22 protein-coding genes are annotated in these 21,732 nt (G+C 62.7%); 9 read left to right on the forward strand and 13 right to left on the reverse strand.

Annotated features, from left to right (window positions below; all coding sequences use genetic code 11):
- The first annotated feature begins 29 nt into the window (after positions 1–29).
- From AC244Q_RS13685 to AC244Q_RS13695, 3 genes are read left to right on the forward strand one after another with little or no spacing between them, the layout of a single operon-like run.
- Positions 30–410, forward strand: coding sequence for a COG4315 family predicted lipoprotein (locus AC244Q_RS13685; RefSeq protein WP_012758216.1), 381 nt, complete (start codon positions 30–32; stop codon positions 408–410).
- 34 nt (positions 411–444) lie between these two features.
- A complete protein-coding gene (locus AC244Q_RS13690; RefSeq protein WP_012758217.1) occupies positions 445–960 on the forward strand; it encodes an RNA polymerase sigma factor in 516 nt (171 codons plus the stop codon).
- Positions 957–1,739 carry an anti-sigma factor family protein gene (locus AC244Q_RS13695; protein ID WP_017994675.1) on the forward strand — a complete coding sequence of 261 codons (783 nt, stop codon included), beginning with the start codon at positions 957–959 and terminating at the stop codon, positions 1,737–1,739. Before AC244Q_RS13690 ends, AC244Q_RS13695 begins: the two co-directional genes overlap by 4 nt.
- A 3-nt stretch (positions 1,740–1,742) precedes the next feature.
- Here AC244Q_RS13695 and AC244Q_RS13700 read toward each other — a convergent pair whose 3' ends face one another.
- From AC244Q_RS13700 to nthA, 3 genes are read right to left on the reverse strand one after another with little or no spacing between them, the layout of a single operon-like run.
- Positions 1,743–2,111 (reverse strand): nitrile hydratase accessory protein, encoded by a 369-nt coding sequence (locus tag AC244Q_RS13700; protein ID WP_017994676.1) that lies wholly within the window; start codon positions 2,109–2,111, stop codon positions 1,743–1,745.
- Positions 2,098–2,757: a nitrile hydratase subunit beta gene (gene nthB / locus AC244Q_RS13705; protein ID WP_128406257.1), complete on the reverse strand. Its 660-nt coding sequence runs from the start codon at positions 2,755–2,757 to the stop codon at positions 2,098–2,100. Before nthB ends, AC244Q_RS13700 begins: the two co-directional genes overlap by 14 nt.
- Positions 2,754–3,407, reverse strand: coding sequence for a nitrile hydratase subunit alpha (gene nthA / locus AC244Q_RS13710; RefSeq protein WP_128406256.1), 654 nt, complete (start codon positions 3,405–3,407; stop codon positions 2,754–2,756). The genes nthB and nthA overlap by 4 nt, the downstream gene beginning before the upstream one ends.
- A 97-nt stretch (positions 3,408–3,504) precedes the next feature.
- Here nthA and AC244Q_RS13715 point away from each other — a divergent pair, with 97 nt between their 5' ends.
- Positions 3,505–4,779, forward strand: coding sequence for an SDR family oxidoreductase (locus AC244Q_RS13715; RefSeq protein ID WP_128406255.1), 1,275 nt, complete (start codon positions 3,505–3,507; stop codon positions 4,777–4,779).
- Positions 4,779–5,255 carry a DUF2269 family protein gene (locus tag AC244Q_RS13720; RefSeq protein WP_113545186.1) on the forward strand — a complete coding sequence of 159 codons (477 nt, stop codon included), beginning with the start codon at positions 4,779–4,781 and terminating at the stop codon, positions 5,253–5,255. Before AC244Q_RS13715 ends, AC244Q_RS13720 begins: the two co-directional genes overlap by 1 nt.
- Here AC244Q_RS13720 and AC244Q_RS13725 read toward each other — a convergent pair.
- Complete coding sequence (locus tag AC244Q_RS13725; protein ID WP_128406254.1) at positions 5,247–5,840, reverse strand: LysE family translocator; 594 nt, start codon at positions 5,838–5,840, stop codon at positions 5,247–5,249. The two genes, AC244Q_RS13720 and AC244Q_RS13725, sit on opposite strands and share 9 nt — an antisense overlap.
- 151 nt (positions 5,841–5,991) lie before the next feature.
- On the opposite strand from AC244Q_RS13725, the gene AC244Q_RS13730 reads away from it, so the two are divergent.
- Positions 5,992–6,840 carry an aldo/keto reductase gene (locus AC244Q_RS13730; RefSeq protein WP_128406253.1) on the forward strand — a complete coding sequence of 283 codons (849 nt, stop codon included), beginning with the start codon at positions 5,992–5,994 and terminating at the stop codon, positions 6,838–6,840.
- 80 nt (positions 6,841–6,920) lie between these two features.
- Here AC244Q_RS13730 and ilvN read toward each other — a convergent pair whose 3' ends face one another.
- Together ilvN and AC244Q_RS13740 are read right to left on the reverse strand one after the other, a co-directional pair.
- Positions 6,921–7,493, reverse strand: coding sequence for an acetolactate synthase small subunit (gene ilvN / locus AC244Q_RS13735; protein ID WP_003560902.1), 573 nt, complete (start codon positions 7,491–7,493; stop codon positions 6,921–6,923).
- An 83-nt stretch (positions 7,494–7,576) separates the two neighbouring features.
- Positions 7,577–9,367 (reverse strand): acetolactate synthase 3 large subunit, encoded by a 1,791-nt coding sequence (locus tag AC244Q_RS13740; protein ID WP_128406252.1) that lies wholly within the window; start codon positions 9,365–9,367, stop codon positions 7,577–7,579.
- Between the two features lie 323 nt (positions 9,368–9,690).
- On the opposite strand from AC244Q_RS13740, the gene AC244Q_RS13745 reads away from it, so the two are divergent.
- Complete coding sequence (locus AC244Q_RS13745; protein WP_012758227.1) at positions 9,691–11,730, forward strand: ATP-binding protein; 2,040 nt, start codon at positions 9,691–9,693, stop codon at positions 11,728–11,730.
- Here the strand turns inward: AC244Q_RS13745 and AC244Q_RS13750 are convergent.
- Both AC244Q_RS13750 and AC244Q_RS13755 read right to left on the reverse strand, forming a co-directional pair.
- Complete coding sequence (locus AC244Q_RS13750; RefSeq protein WP_012758228.1) at positions 11,715–12,641, reverse strand: dihydrodipicolinate synthase family protein; 927 nt, start codon at positions 12,639–12,641, stop codon at positions 11,715–11,717. The genes AC244Q_RS13745 and AC244Q_RS13750 overlap by 16 nt on opposite strands.
- 21 nt (positions 12,642–12,662) lie before the next feature.
- Complete coding sequence (locus AC244Q_RS13755) at positions 12,663–13,277, reverse strand: LysE family translocator (RefSeq protein ID WP_128406251.1); 615 nt, start codon at positions 13,275–13,277, stop codon at positions 12,663–12,665.
- A 151-nt stretch (positions 13,278–13,428) separates the two neighbouring features.
- Between AC244Q_RS13755 and pdxR the strand changes: the two genes are divergently transcribed.
- Entirely contained in the window at positions 13,429–14,895 is a 1,467-nt protein-coding gene (gene pdxR / locus AC244Q_RS13760; protein ID WP_206641066.1) for a MocR-like pyridoxine biosynthesis transcription factor PdxR, read from the forward strand.
- Positions 14,896–14,933: 38 nt separating this feature from the next.
- Here pdxR and miaA read toward each other — a convergent pair whose 3' ends face one another.
- A complete protein-coding gene (miaA, locus tag AC244Q_RS13765) occupies positions 14,934–15,830 on the reverse strand; it encodes a tRNA (adenosine(37)-N6)-dimethylallyltransferase MiaA (protein WP_206641065.1) in 897 nt (298 codons plus the stop codon).
- Here miaA and serB point away from each other — a divergent pair.
- Positions 15,829–16,719 carry a phosphoserine phosphatase SerB gene (gene serB / locus AC244Q_RS13770; RefSeq protein WP_128406248.1) on the forward strand — a complete coding sequence of 297 codons (891 nt, stop codon included), beginning with the start codon at positions 15,829–15,831 and terminating at the stop codon, positions 16,717–16,719. The genes miaA and serB overlap by 2 nt on opposite strands.
- A 333-nt stretch (positions 16,720–17,052) precedes the next feature.
- Here serB and AC244Q_RS13775 read toward each other — a convergent pair whose 3' ends face one another.
- From AC244Q_RS13775 to AC244Q_RS13790, 4 genes are all read right to left on the reverse strand, one after another.
- Positions 17,053–18,807 carry a Do family serine endopeptidase gene (locus AC244Q_RS13775; protein WP_128406247.1) on the reverse strand — a complete coding sequence of 585 codons (1,755 nt, stop codon included), beginning with the start codon at positions 18,805–18,807 and terminating at the stop codon, positions 17,053–17,055.
- 201 nt (positions 18,808–19,008) lie between these two features.
- Positions 19,009–19,974, reverse strand: coding sequence for a protease modulator HflC (gene hflC, locus AC244Q_RS13780; protein WP_128406246.1), 966 nt, complete (start codon positions 19,972–19,974; stop codon positions 19,009–19,011).
- Positions 19,975–19,977: 3 nt separating this feature from the next.
- Positions 19,978–21,060 carry an FtsH protease activity modulator HflK gene (hflK, locus tag AC244Q_RS13785; RefSeq protein ID WP_128406245.1) on the reverse strand — a complete coding sequence of 361 codons (1,083 nt, stop codon included), beginning with the start codon at positions 21,058–21,060 and terminating at the stop codon, positions 19,978–19,980.
- A gap of 148 nt (positions 21,061–21,208) precedes the next feature.
- A complete protein-coding gene (locus tag AC244Q_RS13790; RefSeq protein ID WP_128406244.1) occupies positions 21,209–21,727 on the reverse strand; it encodes a dihydrofolate reductase in 519 nt (172 codons plus the stop codon).
- Positions 21,728–21,732: the final 5 nt, after the last annotated feature.

The raw sequence follows: 21,732 nt of genomic DNA on the forward strand, positions 1-21,732 counted from the left end.
ATTGCGTGCCCAATCTGAGGAGAGACATCATGAAACCCGTGAAATTCCTGTCCGTCGTGGCCGCCGCCGCCTTTGCCGCGACCGCTGCTTTCGCCGCCCCTCCTGTCAAGACCGTCGAATCCGAAAAGGGCAAGGTGCTTGCCGGCGAAAACGGCATGACGCTCTACACCTTCAAGAAGGACGTCAAAGGCGTTTCCAACTGCAACGACGATTGCGCCAAAAACTGGCCGCCGCTGATGGCCGCTGGTGATGCCAAGGCTGATGGTGCATATTCGATCGTCGATCGCAAAGATGGCACGAAGCAATGGGCCAAGGACGGCATGCCGCTCTATTACTGGGTCAAGGACAAGAAGGCCGGCGACATCACCGGCGATGGCGTCGGCGGCAACTGGGATCTCGCCAAGCCTTGATCGCCAAGATCCCGATCACAAGCGAGTTGCCGGCGTGAAAACACCCGCACCCGAAACCTTCGAGGGCCAGATCCTGGCCCTCCTGCCCTCACTCAGACGCTATTCGCGCAGCCTGACGCGCTCGGATGCCGATGGCGAGGATCTGCTCCAGGATTGTGTCGAGAAGGTTCTCACGCGCCGCGGCCAATGGCGCGGCCTCAACCTGCGCGGCTGGGTCCTGACCATCATGACCAATCTCTACCGCAACGGCCGGCGCGGCAAGACGCGCGACGGCCTTGTCGAGCTCGATGCCGCAGACAATCTGGCCGCGCCCGAACCGCCGGCCGATCCGCTGGAACGTGCCCGGCTGGACGATGCGCTGAACAGCCTTTCGGAGGAACACCGCGCCGTGCTGATGCTCGTGGTCATCGAGGGATACACCTATGGCGAGGTCGCCGCCGCGCTCGATATCCCGATCGGCACCGTCATGTCGCGCCTGTCGCGCGCCCGCCGGCGCGTCGCCGAACGATTGAAGGCCGACAACATCATTACGCTTCGGAGACCGAAATGAACGAGACCAATCCGAGCGTCGCCGAAGCCGACCTTCACGCCTATGCCGATGGCCAGTTGCCGGAAACGGCGCGCCCCCGCATCGAGGCTTTCCTAGCCGACAATCCCGACGAGGCGGCAATGGTCGCCGAATGGCAGGCACAAAATACAGGAATCCGCTCGCTATTTGCAGGTTATGAGCGAGCGAAGGACACCGATCCGCTGCTTGTTTCACCCCCGTCCGCAGTACAAACCAGCCCGAAACGCTGGGCGATCGCCGCCGCAGCGCTCGTCGTCTTCACGCTGGGAGCAGTCAGCGGCCGTTATGGCCCGGCACTTCTGGAAAAGCCGGAGCTGCAGCTTGCCGGCTCCGAGACCCTGCCGAAACAGGCCCAGACCGCGTTCACGGTCTATGCCGCCGAGGTTCGCCATCCCGTCGAGGTCTTCGCAAACGAAGAGGTCCACCTCGCCACCTGGCTTGGCAAGCGCCTGGCAATCCAGGACCTCAAGATCCCGAACCTGCAGCCGCTCGGCTTCAAGCTGGTCGGCGGCCGGCTGCTGCCGGTCGACGGCAGGCCGGGCGCCATGTTCATGTATGAAAACCAGGCCGGCGAGCGCCTGACCGTCATGGTCGGTCGCAACACGGAAAACCGCACGACGAGCTTCCGCTTCGCCTCATCGGGCAATCTCGAAACCTTTTACTGGATCGACGGCGAACTCGGTTATGCCGTGACCGGCGAAATCTCCCGCGAAACACTGCGGGAGGTGGCCGAGGAGTGCTACCGGCAATTCCCGTCTTAAGGATCAGCGCGAGGGGTCGTTGCTAAGCTCGATCGGCCGTCCGTGCGGCGTCGCTTCCGCCGCCCGCTGCCAACTCTGTTGCAGCGCCAGGATCGTATCCGCATCGGCGACGCCGCAGTTGACGATGAGGTCCGAGAGTGCGGCCACCCAGCAGTCAAAATAGTCGCTGCCATCTTCGGCCCGGCCTGGCTTGTGCAGCTGCGCCGACAGCGTCGCGGCCCATTCGCTCCAGCTGAACAGGCCTTTGGCGTTAAGGTGCACGGTCATGGCGAAGGCTTCGGCCGCCCATGGCTTGGGAAAGACCGGCTCGCCTTCCGGCGACCGCGGCAGTCCGGGCGACTGCGTCAGCGGCGATATCTCATGCCGGTTCAAGATAACTCTCCCAGGCATCAATCGACACGGTCAGCGTCGGATCGGCATCCTCGCCCCAGATCTCCGCGCCGTCGAAAACGACCGTATAGAGCCATTGCGGGTTTTCGCCCTTGCCATGTGCATTGTCGTCAGGGAAAACGAAAGAGCCCTGCACTACCTCGACCACGCCAGTTTTGGCTCGGGCATAACGCGGCAGGCGCGTATGCGTCGGCGGATTGAATTTCTTCGTCTTCACCGTCTCGCCGACAGCAAAGAGCGGCGCGGTCTTAACAGGACGATCGCAAGGGCCGCCCTTCGCCAAAACGCCGGGCACCATGTCCGCCTTCAGCACCCGCTTCGGAACGGCTCCTGGCTGCTGCGCATGACCGGACAGCAATTCCGCGCGCGTCGCAAAACCATGCCGTTCGAGCAGCTTCTCGATGCCGCGGATCCAGATCTCGTAATAGCTGGCGGCGAGGTAATCGGCCGGCGGAATATTCTCGCGCGCATGCCGGCTTTCATCGATCGTCCATGCGCCGAACGCGCCGCAGGAAAGCGTAATGCCGAGCGCCCGCTTTTCCCATTCTGCATGGAAATAAGGCTCGTCCTTTTCGGGTGCGACAGGACCGAAGCCCATCTGCCCGCCGAGATCGTGCGGTCCGTTCATGCGGCGCTCTCCGGCTTGCGGGCAACGGCCGTACCGATCATCGCATCGCGGCTGACGAGGCCGGCGAGCGTTTGCTCATCCATTCCGTCGGTCCCTCCGGGCCGCTCGGGAATGACGAGATAACGCAGCTCCGCCGTCGAATCCCAGACGCGGACCTTCTTGTCCTCAGGCAGCGCCAGGCCGAATTCGGCCAGCACGCCGCGCGGATCGATGACGGCGCGCGAACGATAGGCCGGCGCCTTGTACCAGACCGGCGGCAGGCCGAGCACCGACCAGGGATAACAGGAGCAGAGCGTGCAGACGACGAGATTATGGGTCTCGGCCGTATTGAAGACGGCGCGCATATGCTCGCCCTGCCGGCCGGTATAGCCGAGGCTGGCGATGGCCGCCGTCGCATCGCGCCTCAGCCAGTCGGCGAAATCGGCATCGCTCCAGGCCCTGGCGACGACATGCGCGCCGTTCCTCGGCCCTACCTTCGTCTCGTAGGTCTCGACGATGGCATCGATCGCCGCTGGATCGATCAGCCCCTTCTCCGTCAGCAGCGTTTCCAGCGCCTTCACGCGCGCCTGCATATCGGAATAATGGTTGTCGTGATCATGCCCGTGGGCGTGCTCATCTCCGTGAGCATGTTTGTCGTCATGGTCGTGCAAGGCGAAGCCCTCCCGAAACTGCCCGCTATTTCTATCATACGCCACAGGCCCGCCAAGCCCTTCTATGTCTCATGCGCTTTTCCGCTAATCTCCTGCCATGAACATTCTGATTCTCGGCGCAACCGGCTTCATAGGCTCCGTCGTCGCGGCCCGGCTCGTTGCCGACGGCCACGCCGTCACCGGCATCGGTCGCAATCCCGCGCGTGCGCGCCTGAAACAGCCGGCGATCGACTGGCGGTGTGCAGATCTCTCGCGCATGACGAAACCGGCGGATTGGGACGAGATCCTCAAGGATCAGCATGTCGTCGTCAATTGCGCCGGCGCCCTGCAGGACGGCCTGTCTGATGATCTGTCGGCCACCCAGGCAGAGGCGATGCTGGCACTCTATTCCGCCGCAAAACGCTCGTCGCGCCCGCTGATCGTACAGATATCGGCAAGGACAGCGGGAGCGGCGGGTGCTCTTCCCTTCCTCGCCACCAAGCGGCGGGCCGACGAGGCGCTGGCGGCAAGCGGCCTGCGTTACCTCATCCTGCGCCCTGCCCTCGTTCTCGGCCGCAATGCCCATGGCGGTTCGGCGCTGCTGCGGGCGCTTGCCGCCTTCCCCTGTGTGCTGCCCTTGGTCCATGCCGAAAGTCCGGTCGAAACACTCTCGGTGGACGATGTGGCGGAAGCCGTGTCGCGGGCGGTCTCCGACGGCATCTCCGGCGATATAGATCTGGCCGCCGACGAAGTTCTGACGCTCGCCGATCTCGTCCGCCTGCATCGGCAGTGGCTCGGCCTGCCGCCCGCCCGCATGTTCGCTCTCCCCCGCTGGCTTGCCGGCCCGGTGACGTGGCTGGCCGATCTATCAGGACTGCTCGGCTGGCGTTCGCCGCTGCGCTCGACGGCGATGACTGTCATGTCCGAAGGTGTGCGGAGCTCGAAAACAGGGAGCGGTCTTGCCACGACACCCGCGGCAGCGACCCTCTCGGCCAATCCCTCCGGCGTACAGGATCTCTGGTTTGCCAGGCTCTATCTTCTGAAGCCGCTCGTCATAGCGGGCCTATCCGCTTTCTGGCTGCTCTCCGGTGTGATCCCGCTGCTGGCGCTGGAGAAGACGTCCGTTCACTTCCTGCCGTTCATGCCTGAGGCCGCGGCAACTGCGCTGACGCTTGCAACCTGCCTGATCGACATCGCTCTCGGCGCCGCCGTCCTCCTTCGCCCGCTGGCGAAACGTGCCCTTCTCGGCATGCTGGCCGTGTCGTTCGCCTATCTTGCCGGCGCCAGCCTGCTCGAACCCGCACTCTGGCTCGATCCGCTCGGTCCCCTCGTCAAGGTGCTGCCATCGATCCTGCTGACACTCACCGCACTTGCCACCCTGGATGAACGCTGATGCTTGAGGAATGGCTGCTGCTTGCCCATGTCATCGGCGCGACCGTGCTCTTCGGCACCGGCGCCGGCATCGCCTTCTTCATGGTGATGGCGCACCGGACACGCGATCCCAAGCTGATCGCCCATGTCGCCAGCACGGTTGTCATCGCCGACACCCTCTTCACCGCTACCGCAGCCATTCTCCAGCCGACGACCGGCTATCTGCTGGCCCGGTCGATCGGCTGGGAACTGTCGGAGGGATGGATTGCGCTGTCGCTGCTGCTCTATGTCGTGACCGGCCTGTTCTGGCTGCCGGTCGTCTGGATCCAGATCCGGCTGCGCGATCTCGCCCGCGCCGCAGCAGCGGCGGGAAAAGCCCTGCCGCCGGCCTATTTCAGCCTTTACCGCATCTGGTTCGCCTGCGGTTTTCCGGCCTTCTTCGCTGTCGTCGGCATTCTCTGGCTGATGCTCATGAAGCCGGCAATCACCCTATTTTAGCATCGGCCAGAGGCTTAGCACCAACAGCACCGCCATGCTGATATTGAACCATTTCAGCCGCACCGGATCGGAAAGCCATTCCCTCAGCGCCGAGCCGAAGCCTGCCCAGGTCGAGACGCTGGGCACGTTAACTGCCGCAAAAGCCAGACCGACGATCAGCACGCTCACCAGGTAGAGTTGCGGATTGGTATAGGTCGCCATCGCGGTGACCGCCATCACCCAGGCTTTCGGGTTGACCCACTGGAAGGCGGCCGCCGCCAAGAAGGACATCGGCTCGACGCCGCTCCTGCCTTCGCTGAGCGAGCGCGACGAGGCGATCTTCCAGGCGATCCAGAGGAGATAGGCGCCGCCGGCAAACTTCAGCGCCGTATAGACCACGGGCACCGTGTGCAGCAGCGCGCCGAGCCCAAGACCGACGCCGATCAGCAGCGAGAAGAAACCGACACCGATGCCGAACATATGCGGGATCGTCCTGCGGAAGCCGAAATTCACGCCCGATGCGAAAAGCATCATATTGTTCGGTCCCGGCGTGATCGAGGTCGTGAAGGCGAAGAGAACGAGGGCGAGAAATGTATCCAGCGGCATGCGACCTCCCGAAGCCAGCTTTTCTGCGGCCTGCTTATTTAGGTCAGCATAACTGTCCTAAACCACCGGTGCCATTACATCATTGTCATGGTGACAGGATTACTTGAAAGATGGCGATCCGGCCCAATCTCCTGTCGAAGGGACAGAAACCATGCAGGACGACCCGATTCCATCGATTACATTCCCGAACGGCAATGACGTGCCGGCGCTCGGCCAGGGAACTTGGGCCATGGGTGAGGATGCCGGCCATGCCAAGGCCGAGATCGAAAGCCTCAAGGCTGGCATCGATCTCGGCATGACGCTGATCGACACCGCCGAAATGTATGGAGACGGTGGCGCTGAAGAGATTGTCGGCCAGGCGATCAGCGGCCGGCGCGACGAGGTCTTCATCGTCAGCAAGGTCTATCCCTGGAATGCCAGCCTGAAAGGTACGATCGAGGCCTGCGAGCGCAGTCTCGAACGGTTGGGCACCGATCGCATCGATCTCTATCTGCTGCACTGGCGCGGAGACCATCCGCTCACAGAGACCGTCGCCGCCTTCGAAATGCTGAAGGCATCCGGCAAGATCGGCGCCTGGGGCGTCTCCAACTTCGACACTGATGACATGGAGGAACTGCTCGGCGTGCCCGACGGCGCCAATGTCGCCGCCAACCAGGTGCTCTATAACCTTTCCCGCCGTGGCATCGAGTTCGATCTGCTGCCCTGGTGCCAGAGCCGCGGGATTCCCATCATGGCCTATTCGCCGATCGAGCAGGGAAATATCCTGCACCATCCCGAGCTGATCCGCATCGCCAAGGCCTATCAGGCAACGCCCGCCCAGCTGGCACTCGCCTTCCTTCTGGAACGCGACGGCGTCATCGTCATTCCGAAAACGTCGAATGCCGAACGCGCGGCGGAAAACCGCGACTGCGTCTCGCTCGAAATCACCGACGACGACTGGGATGCCATCGACGCCGCCTTTCCGCCGCCCACAAAGAAAAAACCGCTGGAGATGCTTTGATCTCCAGCGGCTTTCGCAATCATTGCAGCATCGGGCTTAGATGCCCGGGCTGTGATCCTTACATGTCCGGGCTGTATTATTTACATCCCCTGCACGCCGCGGTTCATCGCCGCAATGCCGGTACGGCACACCTCGATGAGGCCGAGCGGCTTCATGATCGCTACGAACTGATCGATCTTCGACGATTTGCCGGTGATCTCCAGAATGAAGTGTCCGACCGTCGCATCCACCACCTTGGCATGGAAGGCATCGGCAAGGCGCAGGGTCTCGGCACGCATCTCGCCCTCGCCGATCACTTTGACCAGCGCCACTTCGCGCTCGATCGGGCGATCCTGGCCGAGTTCGCGGGCCCGCACCGTCAGGTCGACGACGCGATGCACCGGCACGATGCGCTCGAGCTGCGCCTTGATCTGTTCCAGCACCTGCGGCGTGCCGCGTGTGACGACGGTGATACGGGAAAGATGCGCCTGATGCTCGGTCTCGGAGACCGTCAGGCTCTCGATATTGTAGCCGCGGCCGGAAAACAGTCCGATGACCCGGGCAAGAACACCCGGTTCGTTGTCGACGAGAACCGAAAGCGTGTGGCTTTCGACCGCCGCCGTTTCCGGCGAGATGAAATAGGCTGAGCCCGTGGGTTGTAGGTGTGCGTTCATGGTCTTGAGTTTCCTCTTCCCTGCCGCATACCCCTGAAAATCGAAAGCGATTTTCGGAAAGGGTTATGGACAAATTAAAAATGTCAGACGAGCGCGCGGCCCTTGGCGTCGATCGCATTGGCGACCGCTTCGTCGGTGGCTTCGTCCGGCAACAGCATTTCGTTATGGGCCTTGCCCGAGGGGATCATCGGGAAGCAATTGGCGAGATTGGCGACACGGCAATCGACGATGACGGGCTTTCTGACCTCGATCATCTCCAGAATGGTGTCATCAAGCGCATCCGGCTTTTCGCAGCGCAGGCCGACGGCACCATAGGCCTCCGCCAGCTTGACGAAATCGGGCATCGCCTCCGTATAAGAGTTCGACAGGCGATTGCCGTGCAACAGCTGCTGCCACTGACGCACCATGCCCATATATTGGTTGTTCATGATGAAGATCTTGATCGGCGCGTCGTGCTGGATCGCCGCCGACATTTCCTGGATACACATCTGGATCGAGGCGTCGCCGGCAATGTCGATGACGAGGCTGTCGGGATGGGCGATCTGCACGCCGAGCGCGGCCGGCAGGCCGTAGCCCATCGTACCGAGGCCGCCCGAGGTCATCCAGCGATTCGGCTGCTCGAAACCGAAGAACTGCGCCGCCCACATCTGGTGCTGGCCGACCTCGGTGGTGATGTAGGTATCCCGGTCCTTGGTGTGGGCAAAGAGCCGCTCCAGCGCATATTGGGGCATGATGACGTCATTGCTCTTCGTATAGGCGAAGGAGTTGCGTGCCCGCCAGCGGGCGATATCGGTCCACCAGTCGTCCAGGCGACCCTTCTCCGGCTTCTTCGGCAGCGCTCGCCACAGGCGAACCATGTCTTCGAGGACATGGCCGACATCGCCGCGGATGCCGATATCGACCCGGACGTTCTTGTTGATCGAGGATGGATCGATATCGATATGGATCTTCTTCGAGTTCGGCGAAAAGGCATTGAGACGGCCGGTGATGCGGTCGTCGAAACGGGCGCCGATGCAGACCATGACGTCGCAGTCGTGCATCGCCATGTTGGCCTCGTAGGAGCCGTGCATGCCGAGCATCTTCAGCCAGTTCTTGCCCGAAGCAGGATAGGCGCCGAGGCCCATCAGCGTCGAGGTGATCGGGAAATCGGTGAGCTCGACCAGCTCGCGCAGCAGCTTGGAAGCCTCGGGGCCGGAATTGATGACGCCGCCGCCGGAATAGATGATCGGACGGCGCGCATTCGCCATCAGTTCGATCGCGGCATGGATCTGGTTGAGGTCGCCCTGGATCTTCGGCTGGTAGCTCTTCTGGATCGCGTAATCGGCGGGCGGCGTGTAGGTGCCGGTCGCAAACTGCACGTCTTTCGGAATATCGACGACGACGGGGCCTGGACGGCCAGACTGGGCGATGCGGAAGGCCTCGTGAATGACGGCGGCAAGCTGGTTGACATCCTTGACCAGCCAGTTGTGCTTGGTGCAGGGCCGGGTGATGCCGACCGTATCGCATTCCTGGAAGGCGTCGGAGCCGATCAGTGGGGTCGGAACCTGTCCGGTCAGGCAGACGAGCGGGATCGAATCCATCAGCGCGTCCTGCAGCGGCGTGACGGCATTGGTAGCGCCCGGACCCGAGGTGACCAGCATGACGCCGACCTTGCCGGTGGAGCGGGCGTAACCTTCGGCCGCATGGCCTGCCCCCTGCTCGTGGCGGACGAGGATGTGCTTGACATCTTCCTGCTGGAAGATCTCGTCATAGATCGGCAGGACCGCGCCGCCGGGATAGCCGAAAATATGTTCGACGCCATTGTCCTTCAGCGCCTTGAGAACGATCTCCGCTCCCGTCATCCGATTGCCTGCCGCCTGATTGTCCGTGCTCATCTGTCTGTTCCGTTTGATGCTGGGATTGCGTTTGTGGCCGGAAGCCCGAATTTCGGGCATAAAAAAAGGCCCCTGAGGAGCCTGTCATCTAGCGCATGGGTGGCTATCGCCGGATGGTTACACCATCCTGCCCATGCGCTTTCCCACCACGATAAGAGCCGTTGCGATTTTCATGGTCGGAAGTGATAGACAGAAAATTTCGCAGCGTCAACGCATGCCGCAATAAAAAACTGCCCCACGCCTGCATCCCCGAAAATCGATAGGATGAAGGATTTGTTAAAGGATCGACTTTATTCTTCTACGCTACTGCATGGAGTAGCCCTTTGCTCAACAACGACTTGCGCACGTCTGGCAAGGCAGGCGAGCATGATCGCCGCGATGGCCATGCGCCGGGAAATCGCTTTCTCGGCCGCGTCGTTGCATGCAGCGGTTCGCGGGCGACGATTGCCGCCGTCGCCGAACAGGGCGGCACCGATCTTACCGAACTCTGGTCCGTGGGCCGGCTGATTTCGATCAGCGTCGGCCGCAATCGCGTCGTCGCGCTCGTCTATCAGATGAACACCGGCAGCCACGCCTGGGGCGAAGGCGAGGACAATATTTTCAAGATCGAGACCGAACTGCTCGGCGAAGTCCGTGTCGACGAGGACGGGCGCGAGGAATTCTCGACCGGCATCTCGCGTTATCCCTATCTCGGCGCCATCGCCCACCGCATCCGATCCGCCGACCTGATGCGCATCTACGATGCCGGCGAGGGTACGACCGCCGTCATCGGCAAGCTGACGCAGGACGATAGCATCGATGCGGCGATCCATATCCCCTCGATGCTCTCCAAGCATTTCGCCGTCGTCGGCTCGACCGGCGTCGGCAAGTCGACGGCCGTGTCGCTGCTCCTGCACAAGGCGATCGCGGCGGACCCGAAGCTGCGTGTACTGATCCTCGATCCGCATAACGAATTCGCCGCCGCCTTTCCTCAGCACGCCGTCACCATCGATACCGATACGCTTGATCTGCCCTTCTGGCTGATGCGGCTTGAAGAGTTCGCCGAAGTCGTCTTTCGCGGCCGCCCGCCGGTGCCCGAAGAGCTCGACATGCTGCGCGATATCCTGCCGGAAGCCAAGCGCGCCTTCCGTGGTAGCGACAATTCACTGGTGCGCCGCACGACCGAAAAGAGTTCGATCACCGCCGACACGCCGGTTCCCTACCGCATGGCCGATCTGCTGGCGCTGATCGACGAGCGCATCGGTCGCCTGGAAGGCCGTTCGGAAAAACCCTTCCTGCGTTCGTTGAAGATGCGCATCATCGCCGCAATCAATGATCCGCGTTATCATTTCATGTTCTCCAACAACACGATCACCGACACGATCACCGACACCATCGCGCAGATCTTCCGCATCCCCGGCGAGAACCGGCCGATCTGTGCCTTCCAGCTTGCCGGCATTCCTTCCGAGGTCGTCAATTCGGTCGCTTCGGTGCTTTGCCGCATGGCCTTCGAGGTAGCGCTGTGGAGCGAGGGCGCCATCCACATGCTCGTCGTCTGCGAGGAAGCTCACCGCTATATCCCCTCCGATCCGAGCCTCGGCTTCGTGCCGACGCGCCAGGCGATCGCCCGCATCGCCAAGGAAGGCCGCAAATACGGCGTCTCGCTCGGCATCATCACCCAGCGCCCGGGCGAGCTCGACCAGACGATCCTGTCGCAGTGTTCGACGCTCTTTGCCATGCGCCTCGCCAACGACCGCGACCAGGAAATCATCCGCTCGGCCATCCCGAATTCGTCGATCTCGACGACAAGCTTCATCTCCTCGATCGGCAATGGCGAAGCGATCGCCTTCGGTGAGGCGATCAGCGTGCCGATGCGCATGCGCTTTTCCCGCGTCGAGGAGAACCTGCTGCCGAAGGCGAGCAGCGCCAACAGCAAGCAAAGCGAGGAAGATCCGGATACGGTCGATCTGCGCAAGATCGTCACCCGCATGCGGGCGGTGACCGTCGGACCCGACATTTCAAATTTCCAGCAGAACTATGCCGCGTCCGTGGCAGGTTTCGACGAGACCGACGCAGCCGACGAGGATCTCGACGCGAAGCCATACACGCCGCTCGCCTCTTTTGCCGCGCCGCCGGCCTCCGCGCCGCTCGAAACCTACCGGCGGGAATTGCTACCGCAGACGCCGCGGCTGGACCCGGCCACGTCACCCGCAATCGATCCCCGGCTGGACGCGCTTCGCCGCGAGATGCGCCGCGACGAGCCGGTTTTTCCCCGACCGGCACCACCGGCGGACCAGCCCACGGTCTCCCGCCGGGAGCCCGGCACGTCGCTGCGCGAAAGCATCCTGAAAAAACCGCTGAGCAGCCTTTACAACAAGGATTGACGCTTCAGCTCGCTCTCCAGGGCGATCAGAGGCTCGACGGCGTCGAGCACACGCTGCCGGTCCATCGGCCCGAGCGGCAGGAGAGGGCGTGGGAGCTCTGCCCCCGCGAGTGAGAGAAGGTCGACCAGCGTATAGACCACGCGAAGGCTTCCGAACGCCTTGAACGTTTTCCAGAGCGGTTCGAGGAGACCATCGAGCCGGTGCGCCTCCCCGCCCTTGCCCGCAATCGCAGCCTTGGTCAGGGCAAGGGCGACGCGCGGAAGCAAGCCACCGATGACGCTGTACCAGGCGTCGGCACCTGAAAGCAGCGCTTCGGCCGCGCCCCAGTCGCCGCTGTAGCCGATCGCAAGCCTGGTCTTCTCTCGCAATGCCGCCAACTCGCCTGCGAAATCGCCGTCAGCAGGCAGAGGCATCTTCACGGCCCTGATCGTCTCGATATCGGACAGGCGCTGCAGAAGATCCCGGCCGAAGGTGAAGTGGGTCGTACCGGGATTGTTGTAGATACAAAGCGGCAGATTCGCCGCCTCGGTGACCGCCAGGAAATGCTCGTAGGCTTCGTCCTGGGTCAGCGGCGTGTAGGACACCGGCGCAAGCAGAAGAGCATCTGCACCGGCGGCCTCGGCATCCCTCGCCAGGCTACGGGCATGGTCTGTCCTCAGAGCGCCGACGCCGACGACGAGGGGAATACGACCACGAACGCACTCGACCGCAGCCTCGACGGCTCGCCGTCGTTCCTCGCGCGTGAGAAAGGCGTAGATCCCGGTGCTGCCGAGAAGGCCTATCGAAGCGACGCCTGCATCACACAGGCGTTCCAGCAGGCGGCCGAGGGCTTCGGTGTCGACCCGGCCCTCCCTATTGGCGGGCGTGGGCGGAAAGGCCGAAAGACCATGAAACGGAGAAGTGACAGACATGATGCGATCCTGAAAATCCGGTCAATGTGAGAACAGCAGGCGCGATCCGGCACCGGCGAAGAAGACGGCGAGACTGCCCTCGATCCACCGCCGCGCACGGGCGTAGCCGCGCACCATCGGTGCCGTCGAGAAGAGCACGGCATAGCCGGCAAATATCGAGATGCCCAAGAGCACGCAGCCGCCGAATGCCGTGACGGCCATCTCCGGCGAAGCGCCCGGCTTGAGGCCGAGCGACATGATCGCCACCCAGGCCAGAACCGCCTTCGGGTTACCGAGATGCATCAGAACGCCGCGACGATAGAGCACGCCAACTTGCGCGGCAGGCCGGACGACCTCGCTTGCCGGCATATCCGGGGCTGCTGCCGAGCGGGCCGCCCTCCAGGCGAGCCAGAGAAGGTACAATCCGCCTGCAATCTTGAGAAACAGCAGGGCATGGGCATAGCGTACCAGCAGTGTCGAGATGCCGGTGACCGCAACCAGCCCCCAACATGTCGACATCGTTATAACCCCGGCGGCAAGGGCGAGCGCCGGTCGACGCCCTTGCCGCATTGCCACATTCATAATGGCCATGTTGCTTGGTCCGGGACTGCCTGCAGCAATTGCGTAGGCGATGTAGACGACGAGAAGATCCTGCATTTGTGTCTTTTCCAGAAGTTTGCGCTCGCGCACGGTACCACCCCGACGACGAAAAGCACGCCCTCGGGAAGTCGCCAATCTGCTTCCTTTTCTTTGAAAATTGGTCCACCATGAAGCTCCATTTTGAATAATTTCTATGGACCATTTTGCGATGTCCAAACGGCGTAGCACCATCGAAATACCATCGCTCAAAGCGATCGAGCGAACGGCCAATGTGAGTCGCCAGCTTGCACAGGCCCTGCGGAACGCGATCGCCCGCGGTGAGCTGAGGTCGGGAGAACGCCTTCCTTCGACGCGGAGCCTTGCGGCTTCGCTGAAGATCGCGCGCGGCACCGTTGTCGAGGTGTTCGATCAGTTGACCGCTGAAGGCTATCTCGAAGCGCGGGTCGGAGCCGGAACCCGTGTTGCCACCGATCTGATGGACACCACGCCGGCGCCCCCGCTTGCACCGGCTGTGCCATCTACCGCGGATGCCGTCGATCTGCCTTCCCAGGCTGCCCGGCTGATTGCCGTCGCCCGTGCGCTCACCCCGCACCCGCCCGTTCCCTTCGCCATCGCCGTCCCGGCTTGTGGCATTGCGCCCGACGACAACTGGCGCCGTCTCGGCAACCGCGTGCGCGCGTCGCGACAGGCCGCACCCTCCGGCTACCACGATCCTATGGGTTTGCTCGAACTCAGGCTTGCCATTGCCGGCCACGTCCGCCGCGCGCGGGCCGTTCATTGCGAGCCGGAACAGGTCATCGTCACGTCAGGCACCCAGCAAGGCCTCTATATGGCGGGCCGGGTCCTTCTCTCGCGTGATGATCCGGTATGGGCCGAGGACCCGGCCTATCCCGGCCTGACGGCGGTGCTCGATGATCTCGGTGTCCAGACACACCGCCTGCCGGTCGATGCACAGGGAATGAATGTGGAACGCGGTCTCGAGCTATGCCCGCAGGCGCGCGCCGCATTCTTGACCCCGTCGCACCAATATCCAATCGGCATGCCGCTCAGCATGGCCCGGCGCAATTCCTTGATCGCCTGGGCCGACCAAAATAGCGCCTGGATCGTCGAGGACGATTACGACAGCGAGCTGCGTTATGCCGGACACCCATTTCCCTCAATGCAGGGGTTGCGGCCGTCACGTGTCATCTATCTCGGCACGTTCAGCAAGGTGCTCTTTCCTTCCCTGCGCCTCGGCTACGTCATCGCCCCTCCTCCGCTCGCGGAAGCCTTTGCCGGCGCCCGCGCCATTCTCGATCGGCATTCGCCGATCGCCGAACAGCACGTTCTGGCGGCCTACATGCGGGAAGGCTATTTCGAAGCGCATATCCGGCGCATCCGCGGCCTCTATGCCGAACGCCGCGCTTTTCTGCTTTCGGCGCTCGAGCGGGCCTTGCCTGAGGGCTGCCGCGTCCAGCAGAGCGACCAAGGCATGCATATTCTTCTATGGCTGCCCGAAGAGGTCGATGACGTGCAACTCGCAGCCCGTGCGCTGTCGGCCGGCCTCGCCGTGCGTGCGATCTCCCCGATGTATGCCGCCCAGCCGGCGCGCCCCGGCCTGATGCTGGGCTTCGGCGGATTTCTGCCGGACCAGCTGCAGGCGGCGGTTGGCGAACTCGTCAAACTGCTGAGCTAGCAGATGTCTCAAGCAAGAGGCCCGCAACAAACTGATGGCTAGACCTTCAGCCGTTCCCAGCTGTCGTCCATCTGGTTGCGAAACCATGTCATTTGCCGCTTGGCATATTGCCGCGTCGCCGCAGCCCCCTTCTCCAGCACCTCGTCGCGCGTCATCTTACCTCCGACCATCGCCGTAATCTGCGACACGCCGATTGCCTTCATCACAGGCGCCTCGGCCGGCAGGTCGAGTGCAAGCAGAGCCTTCACCTCGTCTTCCGCGCCTTGCTGCAGCATCTTTTCGAAACGCCCGTTGATGCGTTCATGCAGCACCGCCCGGTCCGGCAGCACGACGATCTTGCGGGCTTCGCCCGCGTCGATCACCACCGGTCCCGATCGGCCCTGGAAATCGGCGATCGACCGTCCCGTCGCCTTCAAGACCTCCAGCGCCCGGACAATCCGCTGCCCGTCCTGGCGGTTGAGGCTTGCCGCCATGGCAGGATCGGCCGCGGCGAGTGCGGCATAGAGTCCGTCCGGCCCCTCCTGCAGCAATCGCGTCCTGAGTTCCTCCCGCAATTCCTCCGGTATCTCGGGCATATCGGAGAGACCGCCGGTCAGCGCCTTGAAATAAAGTCCCGTGCCGCCGACGAAGACTGGCAGCCGTCCCGCAGCCCTGAGCGCGGGTAGTAGTGCTGCGACATCGCGCAGCCAGGCGCCTGTAGAATAAGCTACACCCGCCGGCGTGTGGCCGTAGAGATGATGCGGCACACCCTGCATCTCCTCTTCCGACGGGCGCGCGGTCAGCACCCGCAGTGTGTCGTAGACCTGCATGCTATCGGCGTTGACGACCGCGCCGTCATGACGCTTGGCCAATTCGACGGCGAGCGCGGACTTGCCGCTGGCGGTCGGCCCGGTTATCAGGATCGCGTTCACTGTGCTCAGAAGGTTTTCCATCATGGCCCTCGTTGCCACGCTTGTTGCCAATCCGTCAAATCCCGTGCTGACACCCACGATCGCCGAACAGGCGGCGGAGGCCGTGAACGCTTCAGGCCTCTACTGGCTGGCAGACGGCATCGCCTGTGACATCGCGCTGCGCGACGGCACCGATGCGCAAGCGGCCGAGGCCAATATCCTTGCCGTCATATCAAACGCGCCGATCGACCTCGTCATCCAGGAGCAGGAAACCCGCCGCAAGAAGCTGCTGATCGCCGATATGGATTCGACGATGATCGGCCAGGAATGCATCGACGAGCTCGCCGCCGAAGTCGGCCTGAAGGAGAAGGTCGCGACCATCACTGCCCGCGCCATGAACGGTGAGATCGCTTTCGAGCCCGCCTTACGTGAGCGTGTTGCCCTGCTGAAGGGCCTGCCGATATCGGTCGTCGATGAGGTCATCGCCAAGCGCATCACGCTCACGCCGGGCGGCCCGGAACTGCTTGCCACCATGAAGTCGAAAGGCCATTACACCGCGCTTGTCTCCGGCGGCTTCACCGTCTTCACCAGCCGCATCGCCGCCACCCTCGGCTTCGACGAGAACCGTGCCAACACGCTGCTCGAAGACGGCGGCATTCTCTCCGGCTTCGTCGCCGAACCGATCCTCGGCAAGCAGGCGAAAGTCGATGCGCTGAACGAAATATCGGCTCGCCTCGGCATTTCGCCGGAAGAAGCGATGGCCGTCGGCGACGGCGCCAACGACCTCGGCATGCTACACCTCGCCGGCGCCGGCGTCGCCCTCCACGCCAAGCCGGCAGTCGCTGCCGAAGCACAGATGCGCATCAACCACGGCGACCTGACCGCCCTGCTTTATATCCAGGGTTACCGGAAGACGGATTTCGTGACGGCTTGAAGGCGATACCAGCGATATTCCCGAAATCGGGGCTGATCGCCGGTGCCACGTACGGAAGGGCAACCTCCATAAACCCGCCAAATAGCCTGTCACCTCCGGACCGTTAGGCCAACGGCCCCGTTTCGAAAGGCCGCCCGGCACACCCTCTCCGCCCTCATTCCTGTGCTCGTCACAGGAATCCAGCCACCGCGCGTCTGCGCGGTGAATGATTTACGCCAAGAGAGTAGAGTCTTCTTAGCCCAAGGACTTTGGGCGCACTGGATTCCTGTGACAAGCACGGGAATGAGGGAGAGTTGGAGACCACGGCGGCAAATTCACTACCGCCTAGCTCCCCTATTCCATCGGCACCGCCACGAACCGCAGATCGCCATTCGCCGATGCGACCATCAGCTGGGCGTTGCGGCGGCCTTCCTGTTTCAGCGCCTGCACCTTGGCTGCGACCGCATCCGGCGACTTCATGAACTCCTGCGCCACCTCGACGATCACGTCGCCGGGCTTCAGCCCCTTTTCGGCCGAGGCGGAGCCGGGCGTCACCTCTGTGACGACGACGCCGTCGACGCTCTCGGCGATGCCAAAGGCCTTGCGCGTCTCTGCGCTCAACAGCGACAGCGACAGCCCGAGCACGTTCTTCGGCGTGGCCGCATCCGGCGACACCTGGTTTTTATGCTGGTCGGGTGAATCAGGTGCAGGCTTAGCCTGATCGCCTGAATCCGGCTGGTCCATGTCATTATTCTCGCCGGGGTCCGGGGTGATCACGCCGCCGTCGCTCTGCGAACCGTCGGGCGCCGCATCGTCGGATGCTGCCGCCTGATCGCTGTCCTCGAGCCGGCCGAGCTTCACCTTGACGGTCTGCTCCTTGCCGTCGCGCAGCACCACGACGTCGACTTCCTTGCCGACCGTGCTTTCCGCCACGACGCGCGGCAGGTCGCGCATTTCGCTGACGGTCTTGCCGTCGAATTTCAAAATGACGTCACCCGCCTTGATCGAGCCGTCGTCGACGGGGCCGCCCTTGATGACGCCGGCGACCAGCGCGCCCTTTGCAGTGTCGAGCCCGAGGCTATCGGCGATATCGTCGGTCACCGGCTGGATGCGCACGCCGAGCCAGCCGCGCCGCGTCTCGCCATATTCGCGCAGCTGGTCAACGACGCCGGAGGCAAGCTCCGACGGCACCGAGAAGCCGATGCCGATCGAGCCGCCGCTCGGCGAAATGATTGCCGTGTTGATGCCGATCACTTCACCCTTCATGTTGAAGAGTGGGCCGCCGGAATTGCCCTTGTTGATCGCCGCATCCGTCTGGATGAAGTTGTCGTAGGGCCCCGCATTGATGTTGCGGCCACGCCCGGAAATGATGCCCACCGTCACCGAACCGCCGAAGCCGAACGGATTGCCGATCGCCATCACCCAGTCGCCGATGCGCATCGTGCTGGAATCGCCGAATTTCACGGATTTCAGCGGCGCCTTCGGCTCGACCTTCAGCACCGAAAGATCGGTCTTCGTATCGGTGCCGATCAGCTTCGCCTTGAGCTTCGAACCATTGGCAAAATTGATCTCGATATCGTCGGCACCCTCGATCACGTGGTTGTTGGTGACGATATAGCCCGCCGGATCGATGACGAAGCCGGAGCCAAGCGAGCTGACATTGTGGTTGCCGCCCTTGTTGCCCTGCTGCTTGTTGAAGAAATCGTTGAAGAATTCCTGGAAAGGCGAACCGTCGGGCGCGCGCGGCGCCGGACCGGCGCCCTCGTCGTCCTTCACATTCTGCGAGGTCGAGATGTTGACCACGGCGTCGAGCAGCCCCTCGGCGAGATCGGCGACGGAAGCCGGGCCGTTGTTGGGCATGGCGGCCTGGATCGGAACGGTCTGCTGCGGTGCGGTAGACGTAGGAGCAGCCGTTTCCGGTGCAGCCGGTGTGGGTGCAGGGGCAGCCGTTTCTGGGTTAGCCGGAGCGGGGGCGGCAAGCCCGGGCGCTGTCGTCTCAGGCGCGGTTTGGGCATACACGACCCCGTTCATGCCGGCATGCGCAAGAATTGCAGCGCTGGCCATAAGCGCGAGCGTTCGTCTGAAGGGCGAGCGAATCGTGGGGGCCATTAAGCTTCCTCATAAGGGGTACATGCGCACATTGAGCACCAGCATAAGGCGGAATGATGGAGGGCGAAATCACCTTTTCGCGAAATCCCCGTGCAATGTGACGTGGCCTCGCAAAAGCCGGATCGTCTCAATCATTCCACGAAAAAAGGGCCGGCGCTCGGGCCGGCCCTTCCAGGATTGTCGGGGTCGTTTCCCCTGCTGTCAGTTCGTCGGCTGGGCCGGTGCAGCGGGAACAGCGGCGCCGGGAACTGCCGGAACCGGTGCAGCCGGATTTGCCGACTGCAGGGTGCCGGCGGCATTGTCGAAATAGCGGAAGAATTCCGAATTCGGCGACAGCACCAGCGTCGTGTCCTGCGACGAGAGAGCGGAGGAATAGGCCGCCATCGAGCGATAGAACTCGAAGAAGGCTGGATCCTTGCTGAAGACTTCGGCGAAGACGCGGTTGCGTTCCGCATCGCCCTGACCTCGAAGGATTTCCGCATCGCGCTGGGCGCCCGCGGTGAGCTCGACAACCTGACGGTCGGCGATGGCGCGCCGCCGCTGGCCTTCCTCATTACCCTCGGCACGGATACGCTCGGCCTCGGCAAGGCGTTCCGAACGCATGGCATTATAGGTGTTCGGCGCAACCTCCGGCGAAAGGTCGGTGCGGCGGATGCGAACGTCGTCTATATGCAGGCCAAGATTTTCGGCATCTGTGCGCAGATCGTCGCGAATCTCCAGCATCATCGCGACACGCTCTTCCGAGAGCGCGGCATTATAGTCACGCAAACCGTAGACGCGGCGAAGCGATGAATCGAGCTGCGCTCTCAGCCGCGCTTCCGCGGCTTCGCGATCGCCCGATACCGTTTCGCGAAAGCGGCGGACATCCGCGATGTTATAGATCACAAAGGCATCGACGTCGAAGGTCTGGCCATCCTGAACCTGAACGCGAATATTGTCGAGATCGAGCCTCAGCGCCTGCTTTTCGACAAGCTGAACGCGGTCGGCATCCATGAAGCCGAAAGGCAGCTTGAAATAAATGCCAGGCTCGGTCTTGACCGACTGGATCTGGCCGAAACGGACGACGATGGCCTGCTCACGTGCATTCACCACGAAGATGGATGAATAAAGCCCGACCAGCACGATGGCGAGGATGATGAGAATGATGGGAAGTCTGTTCGATGTCATGACTCAACCTCCCTGCTGCGCCGGCTTGCCGAGCTCATTGAGCGGCAGATAGGGCAGGACGCCCTGCTTTTCGTCGATGATGACCTTCCGGGAATTCTTCAGCACCTGCTCCATCGTTTCGAGGTACAACCGCTTGCGGGTCACGTCGGGCGCCTTGGAATATTCGTCGTTGATCGCCGTGAAGCGCTGCGCTTCACCTTCCGCTTCTTTCACGACACGATCCTTGTAGGCGGCTGCATCTTCACGGATTCTGGCCGCATCGCCTCGCGCCTGGCCGAGCTTCTGGTTGGTATAGCGATTGGCTTCTTCGATCGTGCTGTCGCGGTCGCGGCCGGCACGCTGCACTTCTTCGAAAGCATCGGCGACTTCCCGCGGCGGTGCCACGTTCTGGATCGTCACGCCGGTCACGGTCACGCCCGCGCCGTAGCGGTTCATCGTGTCCTGCAGGATATTGAGCACATCAACTTCGATCGGCTGGCGATTGCTGCGGAACGCGTCCTGCGCCGGACGCCGGCCGACGATTTCACGCATGGCACTGTCGGAAACCTGCTGCAGCGTCTCTGCCGGATTTTCGACGTTGAAGAGATAGGCCTTGGGATCGCTGACGGTGTAGAAGACTGCGAACTGGACGTTGATGACGCTCTTGTCGCTGGACAGCATCAGGCCGTTCGAAGACGACGCCGAAGTCGCCCCGATGTTCAGCTGCTGCACGGTCACCTTGACCGTCTCCACCGTCTCCATCGGCCACAGATGGAAATGCAGACCCGGCATGGAAATCTCTTCCTTCGGCTTGCCGAACCGCAGTTCGACGCCGCGTTCGTCCGGCTGCACGACGTAGATGCATTGGATCAGCCAGAAGACGGCGACGATCGCCACGACGATCACCGCCACGCCGCCGTTGAATCCGCCGGGAATGATGTTGCGCAGCTGGTCCTGGCCGCGCCGGATGATATCTTCCAGATCAGGCGGTCCGCCCTTGCCGCCGCCACCGCGCGGCCGGTTCGGCCCCTGTCCCCATGGTCCCTGATTATTACCGCCGCCGCCGCCCCAAGGGCCGCCGCCGCCATTCTGATTGCTCCAGGGCATCAAAACCTCGTTGTTCGTTAAGTCTCCACGCATGCGAAACCGTGGGGGCTGACCGGCCGATGCGTTGGTGACCGTTATAAGTATCGCCGCACCGGCTTTCAACGCAACGTGAGAAACTTGGTCAATTTAATTGGAAAATAGTTCATTTTCAGGCGCGTCGGCGTTCGTAGACGACGAAGCGCGTGGGATAACTGTCCTTCTCGCCGGCCGGAACCGCGATCGCCTCCCCTGCCTGCCAGATATCGGGATCAATCACGGGAAACGACGCGTCTCCGTCTAGATCGGCCTCGACGTGCGTGATGCACATCCGGTCGGCAAGACCGATCGCCTGGGCATAGACCTGCCCGCCGCCCAGAATGCAGATCTCGTCGACGCCGGTTTCGAGCGCCAGCCTTTCGGCCGCCGTTATCGCCTCGGACAGCGAATGCGTCATGGAGACATCAGGATGATCTATCGCTGCCTGCCGCGAAATGACGACGTTCGGCCGTCCCGGCAGTGGCTTGCCGATCGAGTCGTAGGTCTTGCGGCCCATCACCACAGGCTTTCCCAATGTCAGCGCCTTGAAGCGCTTGAGATCGCTCGAAAGCCGCCACGGCATGTCGCCGTCACGGCCGATAATGCCGTTGCGGGCAACGGCGGCGATAATGGTCCTGCGGATGTCGGCCATGGAAT

The sequence above is a fragment of the Rhizobium sp. CB2179 genome (assembly GCF_057653455.1).